The organism is Nostoc sp. CHAB 5836 (assembly GCF_020829445.1).
Taxonomy (GTDB): Bacteria; Cyanobacteriota; Cyanobacteriia; order Cyanobacteriales; family Nostocaceae; genus Nostoc.
This window is the reverse complement of the sequence record NZ_JAIVFV010000015.1, coordinates 1-21,797: the sequence shown is the minus strand read 5'-3', so window position 1 is coordinate 21,797 and position 21,797 is coordinate 1. Positions and strand designations below refer to the sequence as shown.

The following is a 21,797-nucleotide window of genomic DNA, read 5'->3' as shown; positions in this document are numbered from 1 at the left end:
ACTCTCAAAATTTTGGAAAATAATAAAGTAAGTTGAGTATCACAAGACTCACTTGATTTCCTCATTTCTTCTAGGAAAACATGACTCATCCTTTCCTTGAACGCCTGCGTAGTCCAGATAGCCCAGTCCTCGTCTTCGACGGGGCGATGGGAACCAATTTACAAACCCAAAACCTGACTGCTGAAGACTTCGGCGGCCCACAGTATGAAGGTTGTAACGAATACTTAGTCCACACGAAACCCGAAGCTGTGGCTAAGGTTCACCGTGACTTTCTCGCTGCTGGTGCTGATGTGATTGAAACCGATACCTTTGGTAGTACGTCCCTGGTGCTGGCAGAATATGACTTAGCAGACCAAGCCTATTACCTCAGCAAGACAGCCGCAGAATTAGCCAAGGGTGTGGCTGCGGAATTTTCCACGCCAGAAAAACCCCGGTTTGTGGCTGGTTCTATCGGCCCCACAACCAAACTTCCTACCTTGGGACATATTGACTTTGATACCATGAAAGCTACTTTTGCTCAACAAGCAGAAGCGCTGTGGGATGGTGGTGTTGATTTATTTCTGGTGGAAACTTGCCAAGATGTGCTGCAAATTAAAGCGGCGCTGAATGGGATTGAAGAGGTATTTGTTAAGAAGGGCGATCGCCGGCCGTTGATGGTGTCTGTGACAATGGAAAGCATGGGCACAATGTTGGTAGGTTCAGAAATTAGTGCTGTGCTGACAATTCTGGAACATTACCCAATTGACATTCTCGGTCTAAACTGTGCCACTGGCCCAGACTTGATGAAACCACATATCAAGTATCTGGCAGAACATTCACCTTTTATTGTTTCCTGTATTCCTAACGCGGGTTTACCTGAGAACGTCGGCGGTCAAGCACACTACCGCCTGACACCGTTGGAATTACGGATGTCGCTGATGCATTTTGTTGAAGATTTGGGTGTCCAAGTGATTGGGGGTTGCTGTGGGACGCGTCCAGAACACATTCAACAATTGGCAGAAGTCGCCAAAGATTTGAAGCCAAAAGTTAGACAACCTAGCTTAGAACCAGCAGCAGCATCAATTTACACCACTCAGCCTTACGACCAAGATAATTCTTTCTTGATTGTTGGCGAACGTCTCAACGCCAGTGGTTCCAAGAAGTGCCGCGATTTACTCAATGCGGAAGATTGGGATGGACTCGTTTCAATGGCGAGGGCGCAAGTCAAAGAAGGCGCACATATCCTTGATGTCAACGTCGATTATGTGGGACGCGACGGTGTGCGGGATATGCACGAATTAGTTTCGCGCATTGTTAATAATGTGACATTGCCTTTAATGCTTGACTCCACCGAATGGGAAAAGATGGAGGCCGGTTTAAAGGTTGCCGGTGGTAAGTGTTTGCTGAATTCCACCAACTACGAAGATGGGGAACCGCGCTTTTTGAAAGTGTTGGAGTTAGCGAAAAAGTACGGTGCTGGTGTAATCATTGGTACTATCGATGAAGATGGCATGGCACGGACAGCAGACAAAAAGTTTGCGATCGCACAACGTGCATACCATCAAGCTGTAGAATACGGCATACCACCCACTGAAATATTCTTTGATACCCTGGCGTTACCAATTTCCACCGGGATTGAAGAAGATCGAGAAAACGGTAAAGCCACAATTGAATCCATCCGGCGGATTCGTGAAGAATTGCCTGGATGTCATGTGATTTTGGGTGTTTCCAATATTTCCTTTGGTTTAAATCCAGCCTCGCGGATGGTGCTGAACTCGGTGTTTTTGCACGAAGCGACGACGGCGGGAATGGATGCAGCCATTGTCAGTGCTAACAAGATTTTACCACTCTCGAAGATTGAAGAACGCCATCAAGAAATTTGTCGCCAGTTAATTTATGATCAGCGAAAATTTGAGGGTGATGTTTGCGTATACGATCCTTTGGGAGAGCTTACCACAGAGTTTGCCGGGGTGACAACTAAGCGCGATCGCTCCTTAGATGAAAGTCTCCCCATCCCAGAACGTCTCAAACGTCACATCATCGACGGCGAACGCATTGGCTTAGAAGAACATCTGACAAAAGCCTTAGAAGAATATCCCCCCTTGGAAATTATCAACACCTTCTTGCTAGATGGGATGAAAGTTGTCGGGGAATTATTCGGTTCTGGACAAATGCAATTACCCTTCGTATTGCAATCTGCGGAAACCATGAAAGCGGCGGTTGCTTATCTAGAACCGTTCATGGAAAAATCTGAATCTGGCAACAACGGTAAAGGAACCTTTATCATTGCCACAGTCAAAGGCGATGTCCACGACATTGGTAAAAACTTGGTGGATATCATCTTATCCAACAACGGCTACAAGGTGATTAACCTGGGAATTAAGCAGCCGGTGGAAAACATCATCAACGCTTACGAACAGCACAAAGCTGATTGTATAGCCATGAGTGGTTTGCTAGTAAAATCCACCGCCTTCATGAAAGAGAATTTGGAGGTATTCAACGAAAAGGGAATTAGTGTCCCCGTAATTTTAGGTGGTGCGGCGCTGACTCCCAAATTTGTCCATGAAGATTGCCAAAAAACCTACAAAGGTAAAGTTGTTTATGGCAAAGATGCCTTTTCTGACTTGCATTTCATGGATAAATTAATGCCAGCAAAGGCCGCTGGTAACTGGGAAGATTTGCAGGGATTTTTGAACGAAGTTGAAACGGCTGAAGTTTCGACAAATGATAACAAAGAATCAGTAACTACAATTGCCCAAAAAACATCTGCTGAAGCAAAAGTAATAGATACCAGACCTTCTGAGGCTGTGGAGATAGATATTGAACGTCCCACACCACCTTTTTGGGGAACACAGTTATTGCAGCCTAGTGATATTCCCATTGAGGAAATATTCTGGCATTTAGATTTACAAGCTTTAATTGCTGGACAGTGGCAATTCCGCAAACCCAAGGAACAATCTAAGGAAGAATATCAGGCCTTCTTAGCTGAGAAAGTTTACCCAGTTTTAGAAACTTGGAAACAGCGAATTATTGAGGATAATCTGTTACATCCACAAGTGATTTACGGGTATTTCCCTTGTCAATCTGAGGGGAATTCTCTACATATATATGACTCAGAAAACCAATCACAACAAGTTGCAACTTTCGAGTTTCCCAGACAAAAGTCTTTAAGACGGCTGTGCATCGCAGATTTCTTTGCACCGAAGGAGTCGGGAATTATTGATGTCTTCCCGATGCAAGCGGTGACTGTGGGGGAGATTGCGACAGAATTCGCTCAAAAGCTGTTTGCAGCGAATCAATACACCGATTATCTGTATTTCCACGGCATGGCGGTGCAGGTGGCCGAGGCGATCGCTGAATGGACACACGCCAGAATTCGCCAAGAGTTAGGTTTTGCTGCTGAGGAACCCGACAATATTCGGGATATATTAGCACAACGCTATCGTGGCTCCCGGTATAGTTTTGGGTATCCAGCTTGTCCAAATATTCAGGATCAGTACAAACAACTGGAGTTATTGCAGACTGACAGGATTAACTTGTATATGGATGAAAGTGAACAACTTTATCCAGAACAGTCTACCACTGCGATTATTGCTTACCACCCATTAGCAAAATACTTTAGCGCCTAAAATCCTACTCTCAAACCAATCGACTTGGTATTAGTGATATTTTGCCCCGAAAGATCCCCCAACTCCCCAATTTATCCCAGGGCTGTTTCATTCCCCCAAGAACTTTAAAAATCAAGGGTTCTAGGAATTAAAAAATGGTTATTTTGTAACCAGCGTACCAAGAAAATGAACTATTTTACTGCTATTTAAGTGCTTAAATGTTCATCTCATCCTTACGCTTACCTACAATTTGATCGCTAACTATTTTGACAAATCCTGTTTGAAATGGAATGAAACAGCCCTCCCTGCCTTGAAAAGGGGGGCAAAAACCTCTCAAAGTCCATCGGTGAGAGGTCATATCACAATAGACTTGGGTTAAGCATTTCTTTCTTCTCTTTGGACTTACGCAAAATCATGAAAAAACGAACCGCAAACGCGAGTGCATCTCCCCCTGGGAGAAGGACGCAAAGGAATAAGGTTTTAGAGAGTTATTGCCTAAGTACAATATTTCATAAATTCGTAGCCAATTCTCTGCGAACCTACCCTACGGGAAGGCGTTCGCGTAGCGTCTCGTAGAGAAGCGCCTATGCGCTTCCCTTTGCGCCCCTACCCTGCGGGAAGGCGAGGCGCCTATGCGTTTAAATTTCAACCCTCAATTCGCCACGATTTTATGCTGCATCTGTACTAAGTCCTATCTCTGTGTCCGCCTTAGCGTTTTGCCTTATATATAAATCCAGATCCCTAGTACTATTTATGACTAGAAGCTAAAACCCGTATATTATCGTCTTTTAAAAGTGGCTCAGGTCGGAGTTGAACCAACGACCCCAGGCTTATGAGTCCCGTGCTCTAACCAACTGAGCTACTGAGCCATGTTTTCCCAAATCATCTGCTAATATAGCATATAAATTTGCTCAAGGCTAGCCCTTTTTGCAATTTTATTACAGCTTTCAGATTTGTTGAGGCAGTAGAAAGCAAAAAAGGGAGGTAAACTCCCTCAACGAACAAGGCAATAATTTAGTTACAGACAGCCAATAATTACAGGCGAGCCGGTAGCATAGCTATTGGGTTAACAGCACCCTTGCCTGATGGATGAATTTCAAAGTGGGTGTGTGGCCCGGTACTGTGACCAGTGCTACCCATTAAAGCAATTGTTTCTCCCTGATTCACCTGCTGACCAGGTTGCACCAGAATTTTGCTGTTATGAGCATAGCGAGTTGTGCTGCCATCAGGATGGCGGATTTCAACAAGGTTGCCGTAACCACCATTGTTCCAACCAGCTTTTTCTATCGTCCCCTCGGCTGAGGCGACAACTGGCGTGCCAGTGGAGTTAGCAACGTCAATTCCTTTGTGCATTCTACCCCAGCGCCAGCCATAGCCAGAGGTGAGGGTGCCTTTCGCTGGCCATGTGTAAGCTAAGGTTGAAGTAGATGGAGGAGGTATAAGTTCGTCAATGGGTCTGGGCAGATATTGATCCACTGCTGCCAAAGGCGGTAGGATCTGGGGAGAAACTGTGGTTCCTCGCATCTTTCCTAAAGAGTCAGAGGCATTTACTCTTCTACCAGGTGTTGCAACTCTTGTGGGAGATGGAGTGCGAGAGGGAGTCCACTGACTGGCAGAACCTAGATTAGGCAAGAACTCTGGGTTTACTGGTTCGTTAGGACGTACAGTAGTACGGAATTGGGTGTTAATTGGTTGAGCAGTATAGTTAGGCCGAATCGGTGTAGGAACTGCTATTGGGATCGCTACACTATTCGGTCGAGCAGCAGAGTTAGGTACTGTGAAATTATTAGGGGTAGAAATAGGAGTGAGGATCGCAGCATTATTAGTTTCCGTAGCTGCTGGTGGCACAACTAAGTTCCCAGACTGTTGAGCGCGATATTTCTGCTGCAACCTTTGGATTTCCGCTTGTAAGCCCCGCAAACGGTCATTATTATTGTTGTTTACCGTTGCTACCCTATTTGTTGGTGTTTTAGGCTGTTGCATTTCGGCAAAGGCTTGTGGCACTGGAATGTCACCACCGACGCCATCAGAATTAGCTGTGGGGAGGGCTGTTTCTAAGTCCGTCGCACTATTTGCCTGAATCTGAATATTTACTGCTGTAGGGACGGCAATGCTACTTTTGTCGGCAATAGTTGGTGATTGTGAACTAGGTAGATATGAGTTAGCGCTACCAATATTGATCGGGGAGGTGGCTACCTTTGGAGTTTTGCTGGACTCGATAAAAGTGGGCTGACTCGCTACAGTTGCCTCAAATTGAACAGCAGGAATAATTAGTTTTTGACTAATTTGCAGTTCATTTGGATTATTGAGGTTATTTGCCTTCACAAGTTCTGATACGGAAGTATTGTGTCTGCTGGCGATCGCTGCTAGGGTATCTCCAGGCTTAACTTCGTATGCGGTTCGAGTTGAGGAGGCAATAACTGTTGGTTGAGCTGGTACTAATGCACTCGTCTGTGTCTTCTGTTTTAACTTCGATATCAGGTTCGCTTTGCTTGTATCGTTAGAAGTCTCTGACTGGCCTAATACAGTCTTCTCAACCACAGTTGTCGGCTGCGTCAACTCTATATGAGCTTGTGATAAATTTTTGGTCTCCCCAGAGCGCGACTGTGCCAGACTCTTTCTTAAACGTGTCGATTTTTCTTGTAAGCGATTTAGTGCGAACTCTTGTTGCGCCTTAAGTTGTGCATTTATTTCACTGTTGACTACTCCAGATGTTGCCACTGTTTGTGGCTGGGCAGTTAGTGATGCATTTATACTACCAACACCATCAGCACTATAGTCAGACAGATTATTGACTGTTGGGAAACTAGTTTTGGCTAAGGTATTGTTCAATCCCTGTGCTACTTGGGGTTTCAGGTTGGTGGAATTTTTATAACCGACTGTTGCTTGGGAAAATGTATTGGATGCAGGAAGTTGCAAAGACATCCCATTTGCCGCAACTTGCCATTTAGCTTCAAGCCCAGGCACTTGTGAGACTGCCGTTGGTTCCACGATCACAGGATTTTCCGGCACGCTCGCTGATGAGACTGCTTGGGACTCCAGCTTTATGGAGGCGAATTTCACCTCAGTGTCAGGAACAGCAGGAATCGCTGAGGTTGCCTTTTGGCTGCCTACAGGCACTGCTGCTTGGGCTTGATCGCTTTGTCGAGTCACCAAAAGGCTGGTTGCTCCCATAGAGATTGCCAAGCCAATCATGGCGGCTTTTGTCCGCACCCGGCGGTTAACTTTTGGATTCATCAAATTTAGCAGTTCCACCGGGGCATCATCGCTGCTGGGGTTATTGTTCAACACAGCTTTTACTCTCTTTTTTAATGCTCGTTTCAAAGACGACCTCCTATGATCACTAGCGCTTAACTGACCTCGATTTTTCTGTTGGATACTAGTCAATGATTTAGATCACAACCAACGATAGATCAAGATCACATTCACCAGAGATGCTTACGCAAGATTAACCTGCTTCTCTGATTTAGACAAGTTTACACGTGTTAACAAAACTTAGAGTTTGTTGTGTTTACTTGTCCGAACCACTCCTAACACCACTTAGGACGTTTTACTCTTTACCATTATCCGCGCTTGTCTTGCGTCAATCGCGGGGACTGGACAAAGGATTTGCCAAGTCGATAGTCGCTGTTGAGAATTAAATTGCTGCGACTTCTGGAAAAATGATGCCCCCTACTGTAGATATCTTCAAGATATTTTTACCCAATCCGTCTTCTCAACACGAGACTTTACGTTGATTATTCCCTAAAAAACAACCGTATGAACTACCGGCTACTTTTGGGCTGCTTTCTGGCATTCATGGAGCCACAATGGCTCAAATGACCAATATGACTTGGTTGTAGCGATTTTGTTCCCTCCTTTAGGATGTTTGAAATTCATCAAAATCTATCATTCAAATTTGGCAATATCCCAAGTTTTATATACAAATTTCTTATAATAACTTTCCCATATTTGTAAGTATCTTCCACTACAATTTACGGATAAACCTAATTTTAGGTATCTTGTTTTACATATTATCGCAGTAACCAAGAAAGTTTTTCCTGCCAAAAATAAATCGTCTTATGGATTCCTGGAGATCTTCTACGTAAATACACGTATGATTGTCCGGATAGAGAACTATTGTAAGTAGCCTAACTGACGACGGGTTTCAAATAAGCCAATTGCCACACTCACCGACAGATTCAAGCTGCGAACCCCTGGTTGGCTCATGGGAATATACAGGGTAGCATCGCAATCTGACAGAATTTCTGGTGGTAAGCCCGTGGTTTCACTACCAAACAGCAGCCAATCATCAGGTTGAAACTGAAAGCTTACATAATTACAATTTCCACCAACCGTATAACCCAACCATCTGCCTCCCCGCTCCTGACGTAAGTTTTTAAAGGCTTCTAGGGATTCGTGATAGTGTAGTTTGACATAAGGCCAGTAATCCAAGCCAGCTCTTTTAAGGTAGCGATCGCTAATTTCAAACCCCAAAGGGCCCACCAAATGCAACTCTGTATCAGTAGCTGCACAAGTACGAGCAATATTACCTGTATTCGGAGGGATTTGTGGGTTAACTAAAACTACCTGAGGCATTGTCCGTATAATTTACGTATTGTATAAAACAATCTATTGTTAATGTTAAATCTACCAAAGGGTAGAGGCTATTCATAGGTTTTCTTAATAAGAATCAAGCATCCTCTATAGATTAGGTTTTTAAAACTAAGTACAAACCCTCCCAGAGCAATGCCTGAGAGGATATTTGGCTAATATCAAAAAATATTAAGTTTTGTGTAGAAAAGCTAAGTGCTTGCGTCTCCAAGAAAATCTGCCATTAAGTAGGCCGGCGCAATTAAAGTTAACTGGCTAAGGCTGTCATTTGTCCTTTGTCATTGGTCAATAGTAAAGATTTTAAGGCTATCTACGTTTCGTAACATACTTTGATTTTTTCGCGCCAACTTACTTAGAGGGTGTTTATAAATAAAATCTGTCATTCTGAGGAACGAAGAATCTATGGTTTGAAGCTCCGTTCAGAGGTGCTTCACTGCACTATCGCTCCGTTCAGCATGACAAATTAGGTTTTTTGCCGAATTTATAAACACCCTCTTAGTCTGAAGAGGGGAGTGGGGAATGGGGAGATGAGGAAGTAGAAGTGAGAATAAATAATAGACATCTCGGAAAACGAATCTAGAGACGTTGCATTGCAACGTCTCTACAAGGGTTTCAGGTAACGCATAATTAATTTCACCAGATGTCTAATGTGTTTTCCCAATGCCCCATGCCCAATGTTCCTTGAGTTAAGCCAGCAGGGACGAACACAATTTGTCTTCGAGTTCGATTTCGCGCTCTTGGGTGGCGATGATCGCCTGGGTGATGACGCGCTGACTATCAAAACCGACTGCGTGTAATTGCAGCCACTGTTGAGCTTCATTGCCTTCGCGGAGGATTTTGTGCAAAGGGGAAAGGAAACAACTAAAGCCTTGTTGTTTAGCGATCGCCCAAACATCTTGGTACATTTGGGCAATCCAATCTCTGGCTATAATGCTTCTACCATCTTGCCAATGCCTCAAATGAGCATCGAGACTACCAGCAGCAGCAGCAGCTTCGTTCTCAGCAGTCAAGGTGACGAGTTCTTCGCCAGAGAAGGTACTTTGGGTTAAGGGATCGATGGTGGGATTTTCGATTAATTGCAACAAACGCGCTTCTAATAAGGCAGTAATGGCTAGCAAAGCAATGGGATCTGTGACTAAATCGCAAATTCGTAATTCTAGCCGATTTAGGTCATAAGGACGGCGATCGCCATTTGGTCGCACTGATACCCACAAATGCCGCACGTTTTGCATAGTTCCGGTAAGGAGTTGATTTTCTACCCACTGGATATGATCAGCGTGGCTAGCAAATAACGGCACATGGCTAGGCGTTTGCGGAAATACGCCCCAACGGGTGGAGTGATAGCCAGTGGCTTTGCCATCCAGGAAGGGAGATGAAGCGCTGAGGGCGAGAAATAGAGGTGCTTCCATACGGATCACCCGACACGCCCGCATTAATACTTCTGGGTCGCTGATACCGACATTGATGTGTACGCTGGCGGTGACTACTTTTGTGCCGTAGGTATTCTCAATGTAATCATGATAGGGGTTTGCTGGATCGGAACGGAGAAAGCGATCGCTCCCACCCAAAGATAAAGTACTTCCCGGTATCAGGGTGTAATCGCCCAAACGATTCAGGTAGTTTCGCAACACCCGCCGGGGACGCAGCAAAGCACACAATAAATTTTCGTAATTAGGGGATGGTTGGGTTATGTATTCAACGTTGCGGCTATCTGGTTCCCGCATAAATCCATCCAAAGCCGCAGCAATTTTGTCGGAGAGACCGACGATTTCACCTTGAGGCGTGCCAGTATACATCTCAATCTCAAAGCCTTTTAATAAGACCACTTTCTTCTCCTCGGCTCTCTCTGCCTATAAATTGTATCGAATTAGACGATTTCCTGGATCTATCTTTCAGTCAATCAAAAGTTAAGAATCGTTGAATTGCCAACTCACACCAAATCAGGATGGCAGATTTCAAATATAATGTTAGTGCTATCATACTTTTTCTAGAAGTTATCTTTTTTCTCATGACATTGGTATTTATACTTTAGGACTTACGCAATAACTCTCTGAAACCTTATTCCTTTGCGTCCTTCTCCCAAGGGGAGACGCACTCGCGTTTGCGGTTCGTTTTTTCATGATTTTGCGTAAGTCCTGTACTTACCTAATAACAAGACAGTGTGAAGAGATAAATATAAATAACTTAATAGTAAAAGCCTTGAGTTTGATGCTGGGGGCTTCTGGTCTTGAGTTATGTATATTGCGAGACAAAATTATCAGGTGAATCACTCTTCTGGGCAATATTGAGACGTAGAAACTGTTCCCAGACTTCATCAGTAAGTAAGTTGAAAGCAGTTTTGGGGTTATTGATTGCGATCGCGCCGATAATTTTTTGCCATCCCTGCTGCAATGGTTCGATAAAAGCATCTTCAAGAGAAACCTGATTCAGCAACGAAAGTGCAGTTTTAAAACTTGCTGAATCACCTGATAAATTTTTTGACTTTAATGCCTGTATTGCTATATTTAACCATACAGGCAGAAGTTCAAACCAACTATTTTGCTGTATCTCTTTGAGTGCAATATCTTCCATACCTAGCGCACCCCACACACATAAAGACTCTACAGCAAGTTGATAATCGCGGTTTTCTAGAGCATTTTTCCATAACTTTTGAGCGTGATTTTGGAAGCGATTAGCCAAAAATTCATAAGCTTCCTGGACTTGATGAGGAATTGTAACTTTATAAACTGACTCACCTCGTGGTAGGTAATCGCCGCGATAGGATAACCAGTTATGAGAGCCACAAAGATGCATTTTCTGATCAACTATTACTTCTTTAACATGAGAATCTCCCAACCAAAAAACCTGTACAGATGGTAAACCATCAGGTGTTCTTATCGCTCGAAGCTTTTTCTCTACTTCTGGTGGAATTGGTTTATCTTCATCTTCTTGTCGCCGTGCAATTCCATATCCAATTAAAATCCAGACTCCGCGATTAGCTAATTTCTGTAACAGAGTTAGAAATTTTTCATTGACAACCGTCTGATTCACCCACGGAGAGTAAATCATAACCTGACTTTTAGCGGAATTTAAAACTTCTATAAAAGCTTGAGAAATTTGCCCATCGCGTAACTGTATAACTTCATCGACCACTGTAGAATTATCTATTTTTACATTGGTTGCTGTGGCAGCTTCTAACGCCTTTTTGCGAATCTTTTCGAGCCTAGCTTCTATTTCAGTATTTTTCTGCTTGAGAATGGCTTCACGTTCAAAAATTATGGTTTCAGTTGACAATTTACATAATGTTTGCAAGGATATCTTACCTTCATTGTGTAGCACTTCTAACCAATTTGATGCTGACTCTAAAATTTGCTTTCCATTTCTTATTTGAATACTCAATTTATCTTCAAGGGCATCGAAGATAATGAAAAGCGATATCTTTCTCCAAATTTTTTGAGTGGAAGCCACTATCTTAAAGGAAGTGACAATTTTTCCCTCTTCTGGAACATGAAGTGCTAAACCTGAAGCTTGAATATTTTTTTGGATTTCCTCAAGGGGTAAGGAAGCAATATCAGCAATTGTATGATCAATAGTTATAAAGTCTGCCAAGTCAGGCAAATCTATCGCTGTCTCATTTAAGGATTCAGATTGAAAGGTTATCTTGTTGCTTAAAGGGTCTGTAATAGCATTAATTTGTATAGGATATGGTGGCTGTGGTACAGACCCTTTTTCATAAAACGAGCGACCTTCAGGAGTAACTGTTAGTGGCGATGCTGCTGATAGAGTTTGTAAGGAACGAAGAGTTGCAGTAGTAGTTTTAATAAATACAGAATCAAGCCCAAGTACAGAGGCTAATTCATCCTCTGTTGGCGCAGGTTGAAATTCAATAGCAGCGCGGATAATAAATTCTTCGAGTACGTTAAACTGGCGGGGTTCCTTGATGTTTACTTCTACCGGAGTTTGACGCAAACTATAACGAAATTGACGCGCTGCTAAAACTGATAAACTACAACTTTGCGCTTCAATTTCTTCTACCAAATTTTTGAGATTGTCATCAATAGGTTTAGCAGAAGAGGCGAGAAACATCAACGAAACCTCCATATAGACGCACCAGGGCTACTTCATTCTAGACATAAACCACCCGGAACTGAAGTTCCTCTCTTATAGCTAAAGTACGTTTTAACGCAATACAGTTCAGTTAAGCATTTCTTTCTTCTCTTTGCGTCCTTCTCCCAGGGGGAGACGCTACGCGATGGCGGTTCGTTAAAAAAACTGACTTTTACTAAGAGTTTTAGCCTTAACCCAAGCGTATTGCGTTTTAACGGACTATAATCCAATACACTTGGGTTAAGCATTTCCTCCTTCTCTTCTCTTCTCTCTGTGTTCTCTGCGCCTCTGTGGTTCGTAAAAAAAAGAGGCTTTGACGCTGTTGCTGTCAGGGGAGGAAGAAACCGAGGAAGGTGCAGCAATTTTAGAATAAAAGCAAACCCACAGTAATCAATTGTTATGACCCAAGCCTTACCAAAAATAGTTACCTTTGACGAATTTATCACCTGGTATCCTGAAAACTCTGGGGTACGCTATGAATTGCACAATGGGGAAATTGTCGAAATGTCACAGCCTACGGGGAAACATGAAAGGATAAAAGGATTTTCGGCAGCTGAATTGACTTTAGAGTTTAGACGATTAAATCTCCCCTACTTTATTCCCAATCAAGCAATTGTAAGACCACCGGAAAGAGAATCAGGTTATTTCCCAGATGTATTAATACTAAATGACGCTGCTTTGGTTGATGAACCGCTTTGGGAAAAATCTTCTACTGTTACGAAGGGTGCATCAATTCCTTTAGTGATTGAGGTTGTCAGTACTAATTGGCGCGATGATTATTATCTGAAACTTGCCGATTATGAAGAAATGGGTATCGCCGAATATTGGATTGTTGACTATGCAGCATTGGCGGCTAGGAAGTTTATTGGTAATCCCAAACAACCCACTATTTCAGTTTATCAACTAATTGATGGAGAATACCAAGTCAGTCAGTTTCTGGGTAGCGATCGCATTATATCTCCTAGTTTCCCTGAGTTAATTTTGACGGCAGAAGAAATTTTCAAAGCTGGTCAATAAATATTTAATTCACTATTTGAATGATAATCAGCTATGCACAGTATAGCAATTCCCAGTTACGTGAGGTACAGATAATATTTTGAAACGCATAGGCGCTTCTCTACGAGACGCTACGCGAACGCCTTCCCGTAGGGTAGGGACGCAAAGTAAAGCGCAGAGGTACGCAGATATCTGTACCTCAGCAGACTAGGAAACGCTATATTAAGTTAAAAAAGAGTAATTTTCAAATGAGGCGAGAAACATCAACATAACAAGATTGGATAATTCAATTTCTACAAATACTTGTAACCCATGAGGCAAACTACTTTTATGCTTTCAACAAGGCTTGACGACGACTAGCCCACCAAGCAAATCCAGCACCAGTCACAAACATTAGCAGACCATAAATTGCCCCAGGAATGGCCATTGTGGGACTATTCAGTAGCGTAGGCGTAGAAGCGATCGCGATCGCCAGTGTCCCATTTTGAATTCCTACTTCTATTGTAATTGCTGTAACACGTTTTTCTCCTAATCGGGTTAAGGTAGCGATCGCAAAACCTAAAGCCATTGCAACCACATTCAAAGCTAGAGTTGCCCAGCCCACATCTATGACATAAGAAACAAAATTATTCCGTTCTCGCAGCAGCACTCCAGTAATTACCACCGCCAGGAAAAATAAAGACAGCCAGTTCACAGGTTTATCTGCTTTATCTGCTAATCCGGGTGCATACCGCTTGGCTATCATCCCAATTGCTATGGGTAAAAGTGTAATCACCGCAATCTGCAAAACAGTGTTTAAGAAAGGTAACTGTAGCGTTGTTCCTTCTCCCAAAAATCTCTGCATTGACCAATTTACTACCAGAGGAATCGTAAAAACCGTAATGAAACTACTAATAGCTGTTAGCGTCACAGAAAGAGCAACATCACCCCCAGCCAAAAACGTAATCATATTAGAAGTAGCGCCACCGGGACAGGCTGCTAAAATCATCACACCTACTGCTAATTGTGGGTCAAGAGGAAACACCGACGCAATGCCAAAGCCCACAATCGGTAACACGATCAACTGCGCGACTAAGCCAATCACCACCGCTTTGGGATAGATTACAACTCGCTTAAAGTCCTCTAGGGTCAAGGTTAACCCCATGCCTAACATGATAATAAATAGAGCTAGGGGCAGAAAAACAGCCGTCAGAAAATTTGCTTCCATCCTTAACCCGCGTTGGTAACAATAAAAGTTCCTCTGGATTTTACCGTATTCCCCTTGAAATTTTAATTATTGCTTGTGACAATCAATATAATTAACCACAAATAAACATAGATTCTCTTTGTACAGATAATGTACAAATAATTTGGGAGAATTTATTTTTTGGAAGTCTCTTAGTACAGATGCAGCATAAAATCGTGGCGAATTGAGGGTTGAAATTTAAACGCATAGGCGCAACTCTTGGAGACGCACTCGCGTTCGCCGAACCGCAGGGTAGGGGCGCAAAGGGAAGCGCATAGGCGCAACTCTTGGAGACGCACTCGCGTTCGCCTTCCCGTAGGGTAGGTTCGCAGAGAATTCGCTACGAATTTATGAAATATTGTACTTAGGGGGGTGACGGCTGTTGTAAATTAAGCTCTTGGAATGGTTCTGAAGACTCTTCTAATTTCAAGCTACCAGCAGATTTACCGTTGATTTGTAGAGTGTATTTACCCTGTGGTAAGCCTTCTAAATAATAGACTCCAGCACCGTTGGTAACAGAAAAACGCCGAGTTCCGCTATCTGGTTGTATAGCTTCTACCCGTGCGCCTGCGATCGCTTGGCCTTGAGTATCTGTGACTACTCCCGATCGCGTGTAAGAGCGAATTAGCGGAATCATTACAGGGGTATAACTTCCAGCAATCACATCAACGGCTAAGGATTCAGCCGCAGCCTGCCAATCAGGGGGTAAACCGGCTGGATCGAGGTCGAGGCGATAAATGCCAGGAGACATTCTTACTAAAGTGCGGTCGCCTTGGATTTGTGGTAAAAATGACTTAAGCGGTTTATTGTTCAGAGTCAACAATAAATCAGACCTATCTGTATAAACTTCTTCCCCTCCATCCTGTTTGCCGTTATTGTTTCCGTCAAAAAATGCCTTAATCGATAGTCCGCCTTGTGTACGGAAGTAATTAGAACGGCGATCGCCTGGACTAATACCCCCTTGTAGATTCAGGCTAGAAGCTAAATCTATGCTGAAAGTTGCTTCATCAGAACTCGGCGATACACCTTGATAACGCGCCCGTAATAGCAAACCGGGTAAAACCGTTGTTGATAATGTGGCTAGTAGTCCGCTACCTTGAGAACCAATGCCATAACCCAACTGTGCTTCCCACTGATAGCTACCATCAATCGCCTGTTGTTGTGAACGATAGCGCCAACTCACACTTAGCAAGTTGTCGCTGCGATTTTGATTCTGTGTTTCATAATTTAACAGCACTGCGCTGCCAGTATTAGAAAAGCGGTTTTTAGAAAAGTTGTAAGTCAGTTCCGACAAACTACCAATTTCGTTACCGCGTTGCGTTAATTCTAATCTCCCAAGACGTTGCAGCAAATTCCAGCGCAGGCGGTTTTTAGTATCAAAGCTGACACGGGCAAAGGTAAAGGCATCTTTGCCACTCAAGTTAATTTGCATTCCGCCAGATGTTGCATCAGCTGTGTCAGTACTAGTGAATAAGGTGAATTGAGGCAAAACTCGCCAATCTAGATTAAAACGGCTAGACAAGCGATCGCTAGTAAATGCAGCACTCAAACTTGAAGATGGATTATAGCGAATATCTGTATTCACATCCCACTTATTACCCGTCAGTGCTGAAACTGTTACCTGCAAAGGTAAATTTCTAGCACGCCAAAATAATTCTGCTAAGGCTTTAGGCGATTCGTCATACACTCCACCTAAGCCTACTGTCAGATTTTCCGATAAACCCCAACGCCCAGCAATTCCGCCCCGAAAGTCAGAAAAATTGCCCAACAGACTTTGATTTCCCACAAAATCCCGTCGTAACCCACCAGAAACGATTAATCCTGAAGCACCTGCTGGTAATTGTCCTGGAACTGTAGAAAAAGTAGCCTCTTGAATTTCTGGTTGGGCGGTGAGTCGCCCTTGAGGATACAATAAGACGCGATAATTGTTGCCCAAAAATTGATTTTGGCTTTTAATATTTTCAAAGCGGTAAATGCCAGAAGAATCAACTAAAATTTCGGCAATTATGCGATCGCCAAAACCTTGCACTAACCGCACTAATGTACCTGGTTCAGCTTTACCAGAAATTGTGCGTCCAATAGAATCTGCTTGTAAACGTTGGCGAGGATCAGAAGAACCACCACTAAAGGGTTGAGGTGGTACAAACCCCTGTCGTTGAATGGATGTAAAACCCCAATAGTCTCCTGTTCCTTGAGTTTGCCAAAACGTTGGCTGGGAACCCACAAAATAATCAGCTGAATTAGTTTGTCGAAGAAACTGCGCTTCAGCAATATTCCAAGTTTGCGAATTTTGTAAATTGGGTTGATCGGTGCGGATGAACCACGAACCACCGAAAGCACTACCAACAGCAAGGAAATCACCTCTATAGTTTGTTGATCTGGTAGCGCTACCGCTAGCATTTACCTTTTGTTCAATTGCAGTGACACTAAAATTTTGAGGTGCAATGTGTGGTAATCCTTCTAGTTGAATTGGAGTTTCCGTTTCTGCTAGTTTGCCACTAGATTGATCTAGTTCTGGAACATCTAAAACTATGGCGTATTCATTGATATCAAACTTTGCCGTTACGCCAAAGAGAGTTTGTAAATCTTGAATTGTCAAGACTAATCCTAATTCTGGATCGGTGCGAAGTTTTGTTGGGTCGATGCGAGTTACAACACCAGGCGATCGCACTTCTAATTGACCATCAGGTAAAGTGGTAACATTTAATTTCAACCCTTGAATTACAGCATCATAGGGTAACAGCCAATTTCCAAAATCAATTGCTTGGGAACCATCTTCTTGACCACGCACTAAAACGCTAGGATTGACATTGCGGTTGCCGACATTCAATCCTACGGGAAAAACTTTAAATTCGGAATTTTTAGCTAATTGGGTAGTAGGCGTTTGTGGATTTGAAATCTCAGGCGTATCTGCTTTCGCTGGGGTGATAATAATTTGATAGATAATAGCGATCGCAGCTAGCAGATATTTGCCTCTACTAGTTAATAACCGAAGTTGCACAAGTTTTTTAGTTCCCACTAAAATCTCTTATAAAAATAGAGACGTTGCATTGCAACGTCTCTACAAACATATAATTCCCACGTACCAAGCAAAATTATCAATATTAACGTGAGTTCGACAAGTATTATTTGACCTCTCCCCCAACCCCTCTCCGACACGGAGAGGGGAGCAAAAGCTGAATTTTTCGTTGCTCCTCCCTTTCCGTTTCCCAGAGGGAGGCTGGGAGGGAGAGGTTCGTCGAATTCACGTAATATTACTGCTGTAATTTACAGCAATAAGAATTATCCAAAATCAGGCTACAGATGCCAAATTGAATTTGAATTTATTAATTACAAATTACCTAGCTTGCTTCTCACCGGAGGCGAGTATTACGAATTACTAATTGTTACACAAGCTATTTATTCTGTGATGCAGCCGTTTGTGTGGGAATAGTAATATTTAGATTGAAGGGTAACTTACTTTTATTATTGTCTTCACCCCAGAACAACTCACCACTTAGCTGATATTGTCCAGGATTTAGGGCTGGTTGGTCTTTGTTAGGGTAACTTAATAAGAAATTGCGATCGCTATTTGCCACCACAGCATTAGCCTCTACCTGCCCAGTTTTGACAACAGTTTGCCCTTGACGTAAAGTCCAATTTAAACTAGGGAGAACAGTTGCTTGACCGTTATTGCGAACTAAAATTTGAATTTGTTTTTGCTCTGGGTTAAAGCTGGCACTATCAATTGCTAGTTGGGGAGAAAGGTTACCTTTTCTGACATAGAAGGTCACGCCAATTCGTGCTACCAAAGTAACGTTATTACCAGCCGCATCTTTGGATTCATTGAGAGTTTCATTAAACACTACCGCTCGATATTCCCCGTCAGGTAAATTAGGAGCCAAGCGACTGATAAGGCGTACCCGCCGAACCTCTCCTGGTTTGACAGTCAACTCACGCGGTGAGAATTGCAGATATTTTGTCAGATCACTAGGACTAGAGGATAAGGTTTGAAACCCTGCGTCACGGCTATATGTGAAAGGTTGAGCATAAATCCGAATCCGAGAAGGGGTCTTACTGGTATTGGAAATCGTGATCATTCCTTGGGCTTGTCCACGTTCCGCTTTGGCTTCAATTACCAGAGGAGAAACGCTCATTTGTGCTTTAGCAGCACCAGGAAACAAAACTAGGGCGAATAAGCCAGCAGCTAGAGAGCGCCAATTATTATTGAGCATATTTATAAATATGGCAGGATTGTAAATTTAATTCCTGATTTATAGTTCCCAAAAGCAGACTTAAGTAGGTAGACATAATTAAATATAAAATAGACATCTGGTAGAAATTAAATATGGGTTATCCAGAACCCTTGTCTTGACGTAGGAGTGCTACGTCTCTACTCCTAGTTTGTAGTGAGCGATTTATCGCTCAGAGCAAGGATTATCAGCAATACGGTTCGGTTAAGGTTATTGGTGAGGTGTTATGGTGTGTAGAGACGTTGCATTGCAACGTCAAGACAAGCGTTATCGATAGACAAATTATCTTATCGGAACCGTATTGGGATTATCAGGACTAAAGTCCTTACTACAAACTTTAAATTTATTTATGCCTAGATACTTATTTGATCTCTGGGTAATCAGAAAAATATCTTGCCGCTTGAAGATTTAGTCTTTAGCAACAAGATATTCAGCAACTATTTTTCTCAACCAATCTGAAGGTAAACTGGAAAAATTTTAGACTATGGCACGATAGTCAAAGTTGTTACATAGCTGTAGCTTCCAGGAAGAAGGGGACTGCCCTTATCTACAATCATGTCTATATCCAAAGGCAAACCGCTACCAGGGGGCAGTAACACAGGATTACCACCCTGAGAACTCGTACTACCAAAAGATGAGTTGATATGTCCGGCAGAGAAAATGGGTGTAAAGCTAGGGCCATCGGTCTGCTGTGGCTTAGATATACTCACTCTGGCACCTTGGTTACAGCTAACAAAAACCTTAGCAAATTGCCCTCCAGCATATCCTCCTGCTAGTGCAGTTGCGTTAGTCGGCTGGTTGAGTCCCAATTTACCAGGAATAATTTGATCGAAGTTGCAGAAACCACCGACATTCGCTGTAAAGGGAACATCAGCCGTTTGTGCCATTGTTTTGGGCGCGACAGCAGCAGAACCAACAATGATTAAAGCAGCAGTTAATAAAGAACGACGAATCATTTTTAAATCCTTTTAAAATAGATAAAGGTTGGAGAAAAACGTAGCTTCAACTGGAACTGTTCCACTGAAAGGAACATCTGCATTTTGAGCTAGCACAGCTTGATGTAGAGCGAATGCTTGCACGCTTAATGCACTTGCCAGCACCAGGCTAGAGGTTAACGCTAGACGGTAAAGCATAAAGAAGTTAACTGATTACTCAGCGTTGTTTTGTCTCAGTGCTTTTTTTATATTAGCTATCAAATGCTACTTTATCGACCGCGAAAATACGATACTTATATCTCCAAGAGCAAATTCCGTTAAGATACTTAGCCCAAGTTACGGTTTATGAAATTTAGGTTTTTTGTCGATTCGCGCAATACCTGCGGCGTATGCGTAAGCACACCACAGATTTAGCTGAAGAGGCGAGAAACATCAACGAAACCATCATGAAGACTGACAATATTTGAAACTTCAGAATACATACTTCCGACTTTACCTGATTGATGGGTAAATAAATTATGACAACCCACAATTATCAGCAGTTCTTGAGCGCGGGAAAATGCAACGTTAACCCGTTCTGGCTTCTTAGCAAATCCCACATCTCCTTTGCTATTGTTGCGAACCATACTGACAATTACAACAGGTCTTTCCATCCCTTGAAATCTGTCTACTGTACCAGTACGAATTTCTAGTGAAGGGAAAAGTTCAGATTGCAGACGTTCATCAATTTTTCTTAATTGAGCGCCATAAAATGTAATTACGGCAATTTCTTTTTTTGGTTCACCACTAGCAACCTTAGAAGCCCAAGTAGTCTCGAACTGCTGACACAAACGTTCAATTGCATCAATTTCTGGAGTATTAAAGTAAGAAGTTCCATTTCGTTGCTCTAGAAACTGATTCTCTATGGGCGTTTTTACCCAAAGAAGATGCTGAGATTCTTGGATGATTTCATCTGCTAAATGATGAGCGCGTTTTGTGTCAGGTTCCAAAATACCAGATTCTAGTTTACCGTCATAAAATTGATTGATTGCTCCCATAATAAATGGATGCATTCGATATTGTGTAGTTAGCATTTGTTTAATACTTTCATCAGCAGATTCAAACTGACTTTTAAACAGGGATTCTTCTAAAAATTGTAGTTCGTCTCGTGTATTACCAATTGTTTGAGCAACTTCTTCTAAGGTGCTAGTATCAAGCATGGGTGGTAGTTGCCGATGATCGCCTACCATGACTAACTTTTTGCCTTTCAATGCGGGGATTAGTAACTCTGGTGGAGTACACTTACTAACTTCATCAATAATGACAACATCAAAAGATTTGAATTCTTCAGAAAAACCTCTGTTTGCAGCTTGCACACAGGTGATACCAACGACGTTAGCATTGTCTAAATAAATGCGCCTTAAATCGTCGCGGTCGCGCTCATTTGGCTGTCTTAGTTTTCCTATCCAATCTTGAACAAAATTCTGATATTTATTGAGATAAATTTCGTCTTTTTGAAGTTGCTCTTGCCAAGATTCAAACTGAATATTAATATGGCGTAAAAACTCTAGATTAAACAAGTCGCCTTGAAAATTTTTTGGTTTGAATTGATCGGGTATTTCTTGCCATTCTGTTAACCACCAATTTCGTTCTTCTATTAAATTTTCTGCCGGCTGAGGTTGTGATTTTTGTTCTAGTTCGCGTAGATTGGTTTGTAGCTTTTGAAGTTGTTCTAGAGAAGTTTCAGTCTTGTCTTGTAAGCTTGATAAATGCTCGTTTAGAGAATGTTGAATTATCTCCAACACAGCAAAAGGTTCTAATGATGAAATTAAGGTTTCAAGCTGACTAATGGAAATAACACAATAATTGACTTGATTTGAAAATTCTTGCGGCTGCTCCCAAATATTTGATTGTGTTGCCAGATATTTTTCAGTTAGAATGCGTAATTGAGCAGGGATATTTTGTTGATTAAGTTCTTGCAAGAGATTAATAACTTGTCCAAGTTGTAAATTGGCATCCTGCTGTGCTTTTTCTACCTCAGCTTGAGTAATGGATATTTGCTGTTGGCTAACTTCATTTTTTTGAAGTTCGTTTAGTTGTCGTTGTAGATACTGAAGCTGTTGTTCAGTTTCGGTTTTGACTTTTAAAACGCATTGACGTGCAT

12 protein-coding genes and 1 tRNA gene are annotated in these 21,797 nt (G+C 42.5%); 2 read left to right on the top strand and 11 right to left on the bottom strand.

Annotated features, from left to right (window positions below; translation table 11 throughout):
• The first annotated feature begins 80 nt into the window (after positions 1–80).
• Positions 81–3,608 (top strand): methionine synthase, encoded by a 3,528-nt coding sequence (metH, locus tag LC605_RS05105; protein ID WP_229546490.1) that lies wholly within the window; start codon positions 81–83, stop codon positions 3,606–3,608.
• 774 nt (positions 3,609–4,382) lie between these two features.
• On the opposite strand, the gene LC605_RS05100 is transcribed toward metH, so the two are convergent.
• From LC605_RS05100 to LC605_RS05080, 5 genes are all read right to left on the bottom strand, one after another.
• Positions 4,383–4,456 (bottom strand) — tRNA-Met (locus LC605_RS05100).
• 166 nt (positions 4,457–4,622) lie between these two features.
• Positions 4,623–6,911, bottom strand: coding sequence for a peptidoglycan DD-metalloendopeptidase family protein (locus LC605_RS05095; RefSeq protein WP_229546489.1), 2,289 nt, complete (start codon positions 6,909–6,911; stop codon positions 4,623–4,625).
• A gap of 792 nt (positions 6,912–7,703) precedes the next feature.
• Positions 7,704–8,165 carry a tRNA (cytidine(34)-2'-O)-methyltransferase gene (locus tag LC605_RS05090; protein WP_229546488.1) on the bottom strand — a complete coding sequence of 154 codons (462 nt, stop codon included), beginning with the start codon at positions 8,163–8,165 and terminating at the stop codon, positions 7,704–7,706.
• A 701-nt stretch (positions 8,166–8,866) separates the two neighbouring features.
• Positions 8,867–10,006, bottom strand: a complete 1,140-nt coding sequence (gene gshA, locus LC605_RS05085) for a glutamate--cysteine ligase (protein WP_229546487.1) — start codon at positions 10,004–10,006, stop codon at positions 8,867–8,869.
• 406 nt (positions 10,007–10,412) lie between these two features.
• Positions 10,413–12,245 carry a hypothetical protein gene (locus LC605_RS05080; RefSeq protein WP_229546486.1) on the bottom strand — a complete coding sequence of 611 codons (1,833 nt, stop codon included), beginning with the start codon at positions 12,243–12,245 and terminating at the stop codon, positions 10,413–10,415.
• Between the two features lie 420 nt (positions 12,246–12,665).
• On the opposite strand from LC605_RS05080, the gene LC605_RS05075 reads away from it, so the two are divergent.
• Positions 12,666–13,283, top strand: coding sequence for a Uma2 family endonuclease (locus LC605_RS05075; protein ID WP_229546485.1), 618 nt, complete (start codon positions 12,666–12,668; stop codon positions 13,281–13,283).
• 307 nt (positions 13,284–13,590) lie between these two features.
• Here LC605_RS05075 and LC605_RS05070 read toward each other — a convergent pair whose 3' ends face one another.
• The 6 genes from LC605_RS05070 to LC605_RS05045 all read right to left on the bottom strand — a co-directional run.
• Positions 13,591–14,469 (bottom strand): bile acid:sodium symporter family protein, encoded by an 879-nt coding sequence (locus tag LC605_RS05070; protein WP_229546484.1) that lies wholly within the window; start codon positions 14,467–14,469, stop codon positions 13,591–13,593.
• A gap of 382 nt (positions 14,470–14,851) precedes the next feature.
• The gene (locus LC605_RS05065; RefSeq protein ID WP_229546483.1) at positions 14,852–17,506 is read right to left on the bottom strand and encodes a carboxypeptidase-like regulatory domain-containing protein; all 2,655 of its coding nucleotides are present in this window, start codon (positions 17,504–17,506) and stop codon (positions 14,852–14,854) included.
• A 376-nt stretch (positions 17,507–17,882) separates the two neighbouring features.
• Positions 17,883–18,701, bottom strand: a complete 819-nt coding sequence (locus tag LC605_RS05060; protein WP_229546482.1) for a P pilus assembly protein, chaperone PapD — start codon at positions 18,699–18,701, stop codon at positions 17,883–17,885.
• Positions 18,702–19,201: 500 nt separating this feature from the next.
• Complete coding sequence (locus tag LC605_RS05055) at positions 19,202–19,675, bottom strand: hypothetical protein (protein ID WP_229546481.1); 474 nt, start codon at positions 19,673–19,675, stop codon at positions 19,202–19,204.
• Between the two features lie 12 nt (positions 19,676–19,687).
• Positions 19,688–19,852, bottom strand: coding sequence for a hypothetical protein (locus LC605_RS05050; RefSeq protein ID WP_229546480.1), 165 nt, complete (start codon positions 19,850–19,852; stop codon positions 19,688–19,690).
• Positions 19,853–20,064: 212 nt separating this feature from the next.
• The coding region (locus tag LC605_RS05045) for a DEAD/DEAH box helicase (RefSeq protein ID WP_229546479.1) at positions 20,065–21,797 on the bottom strand (1,733 nt) is incomplete at its 5' end.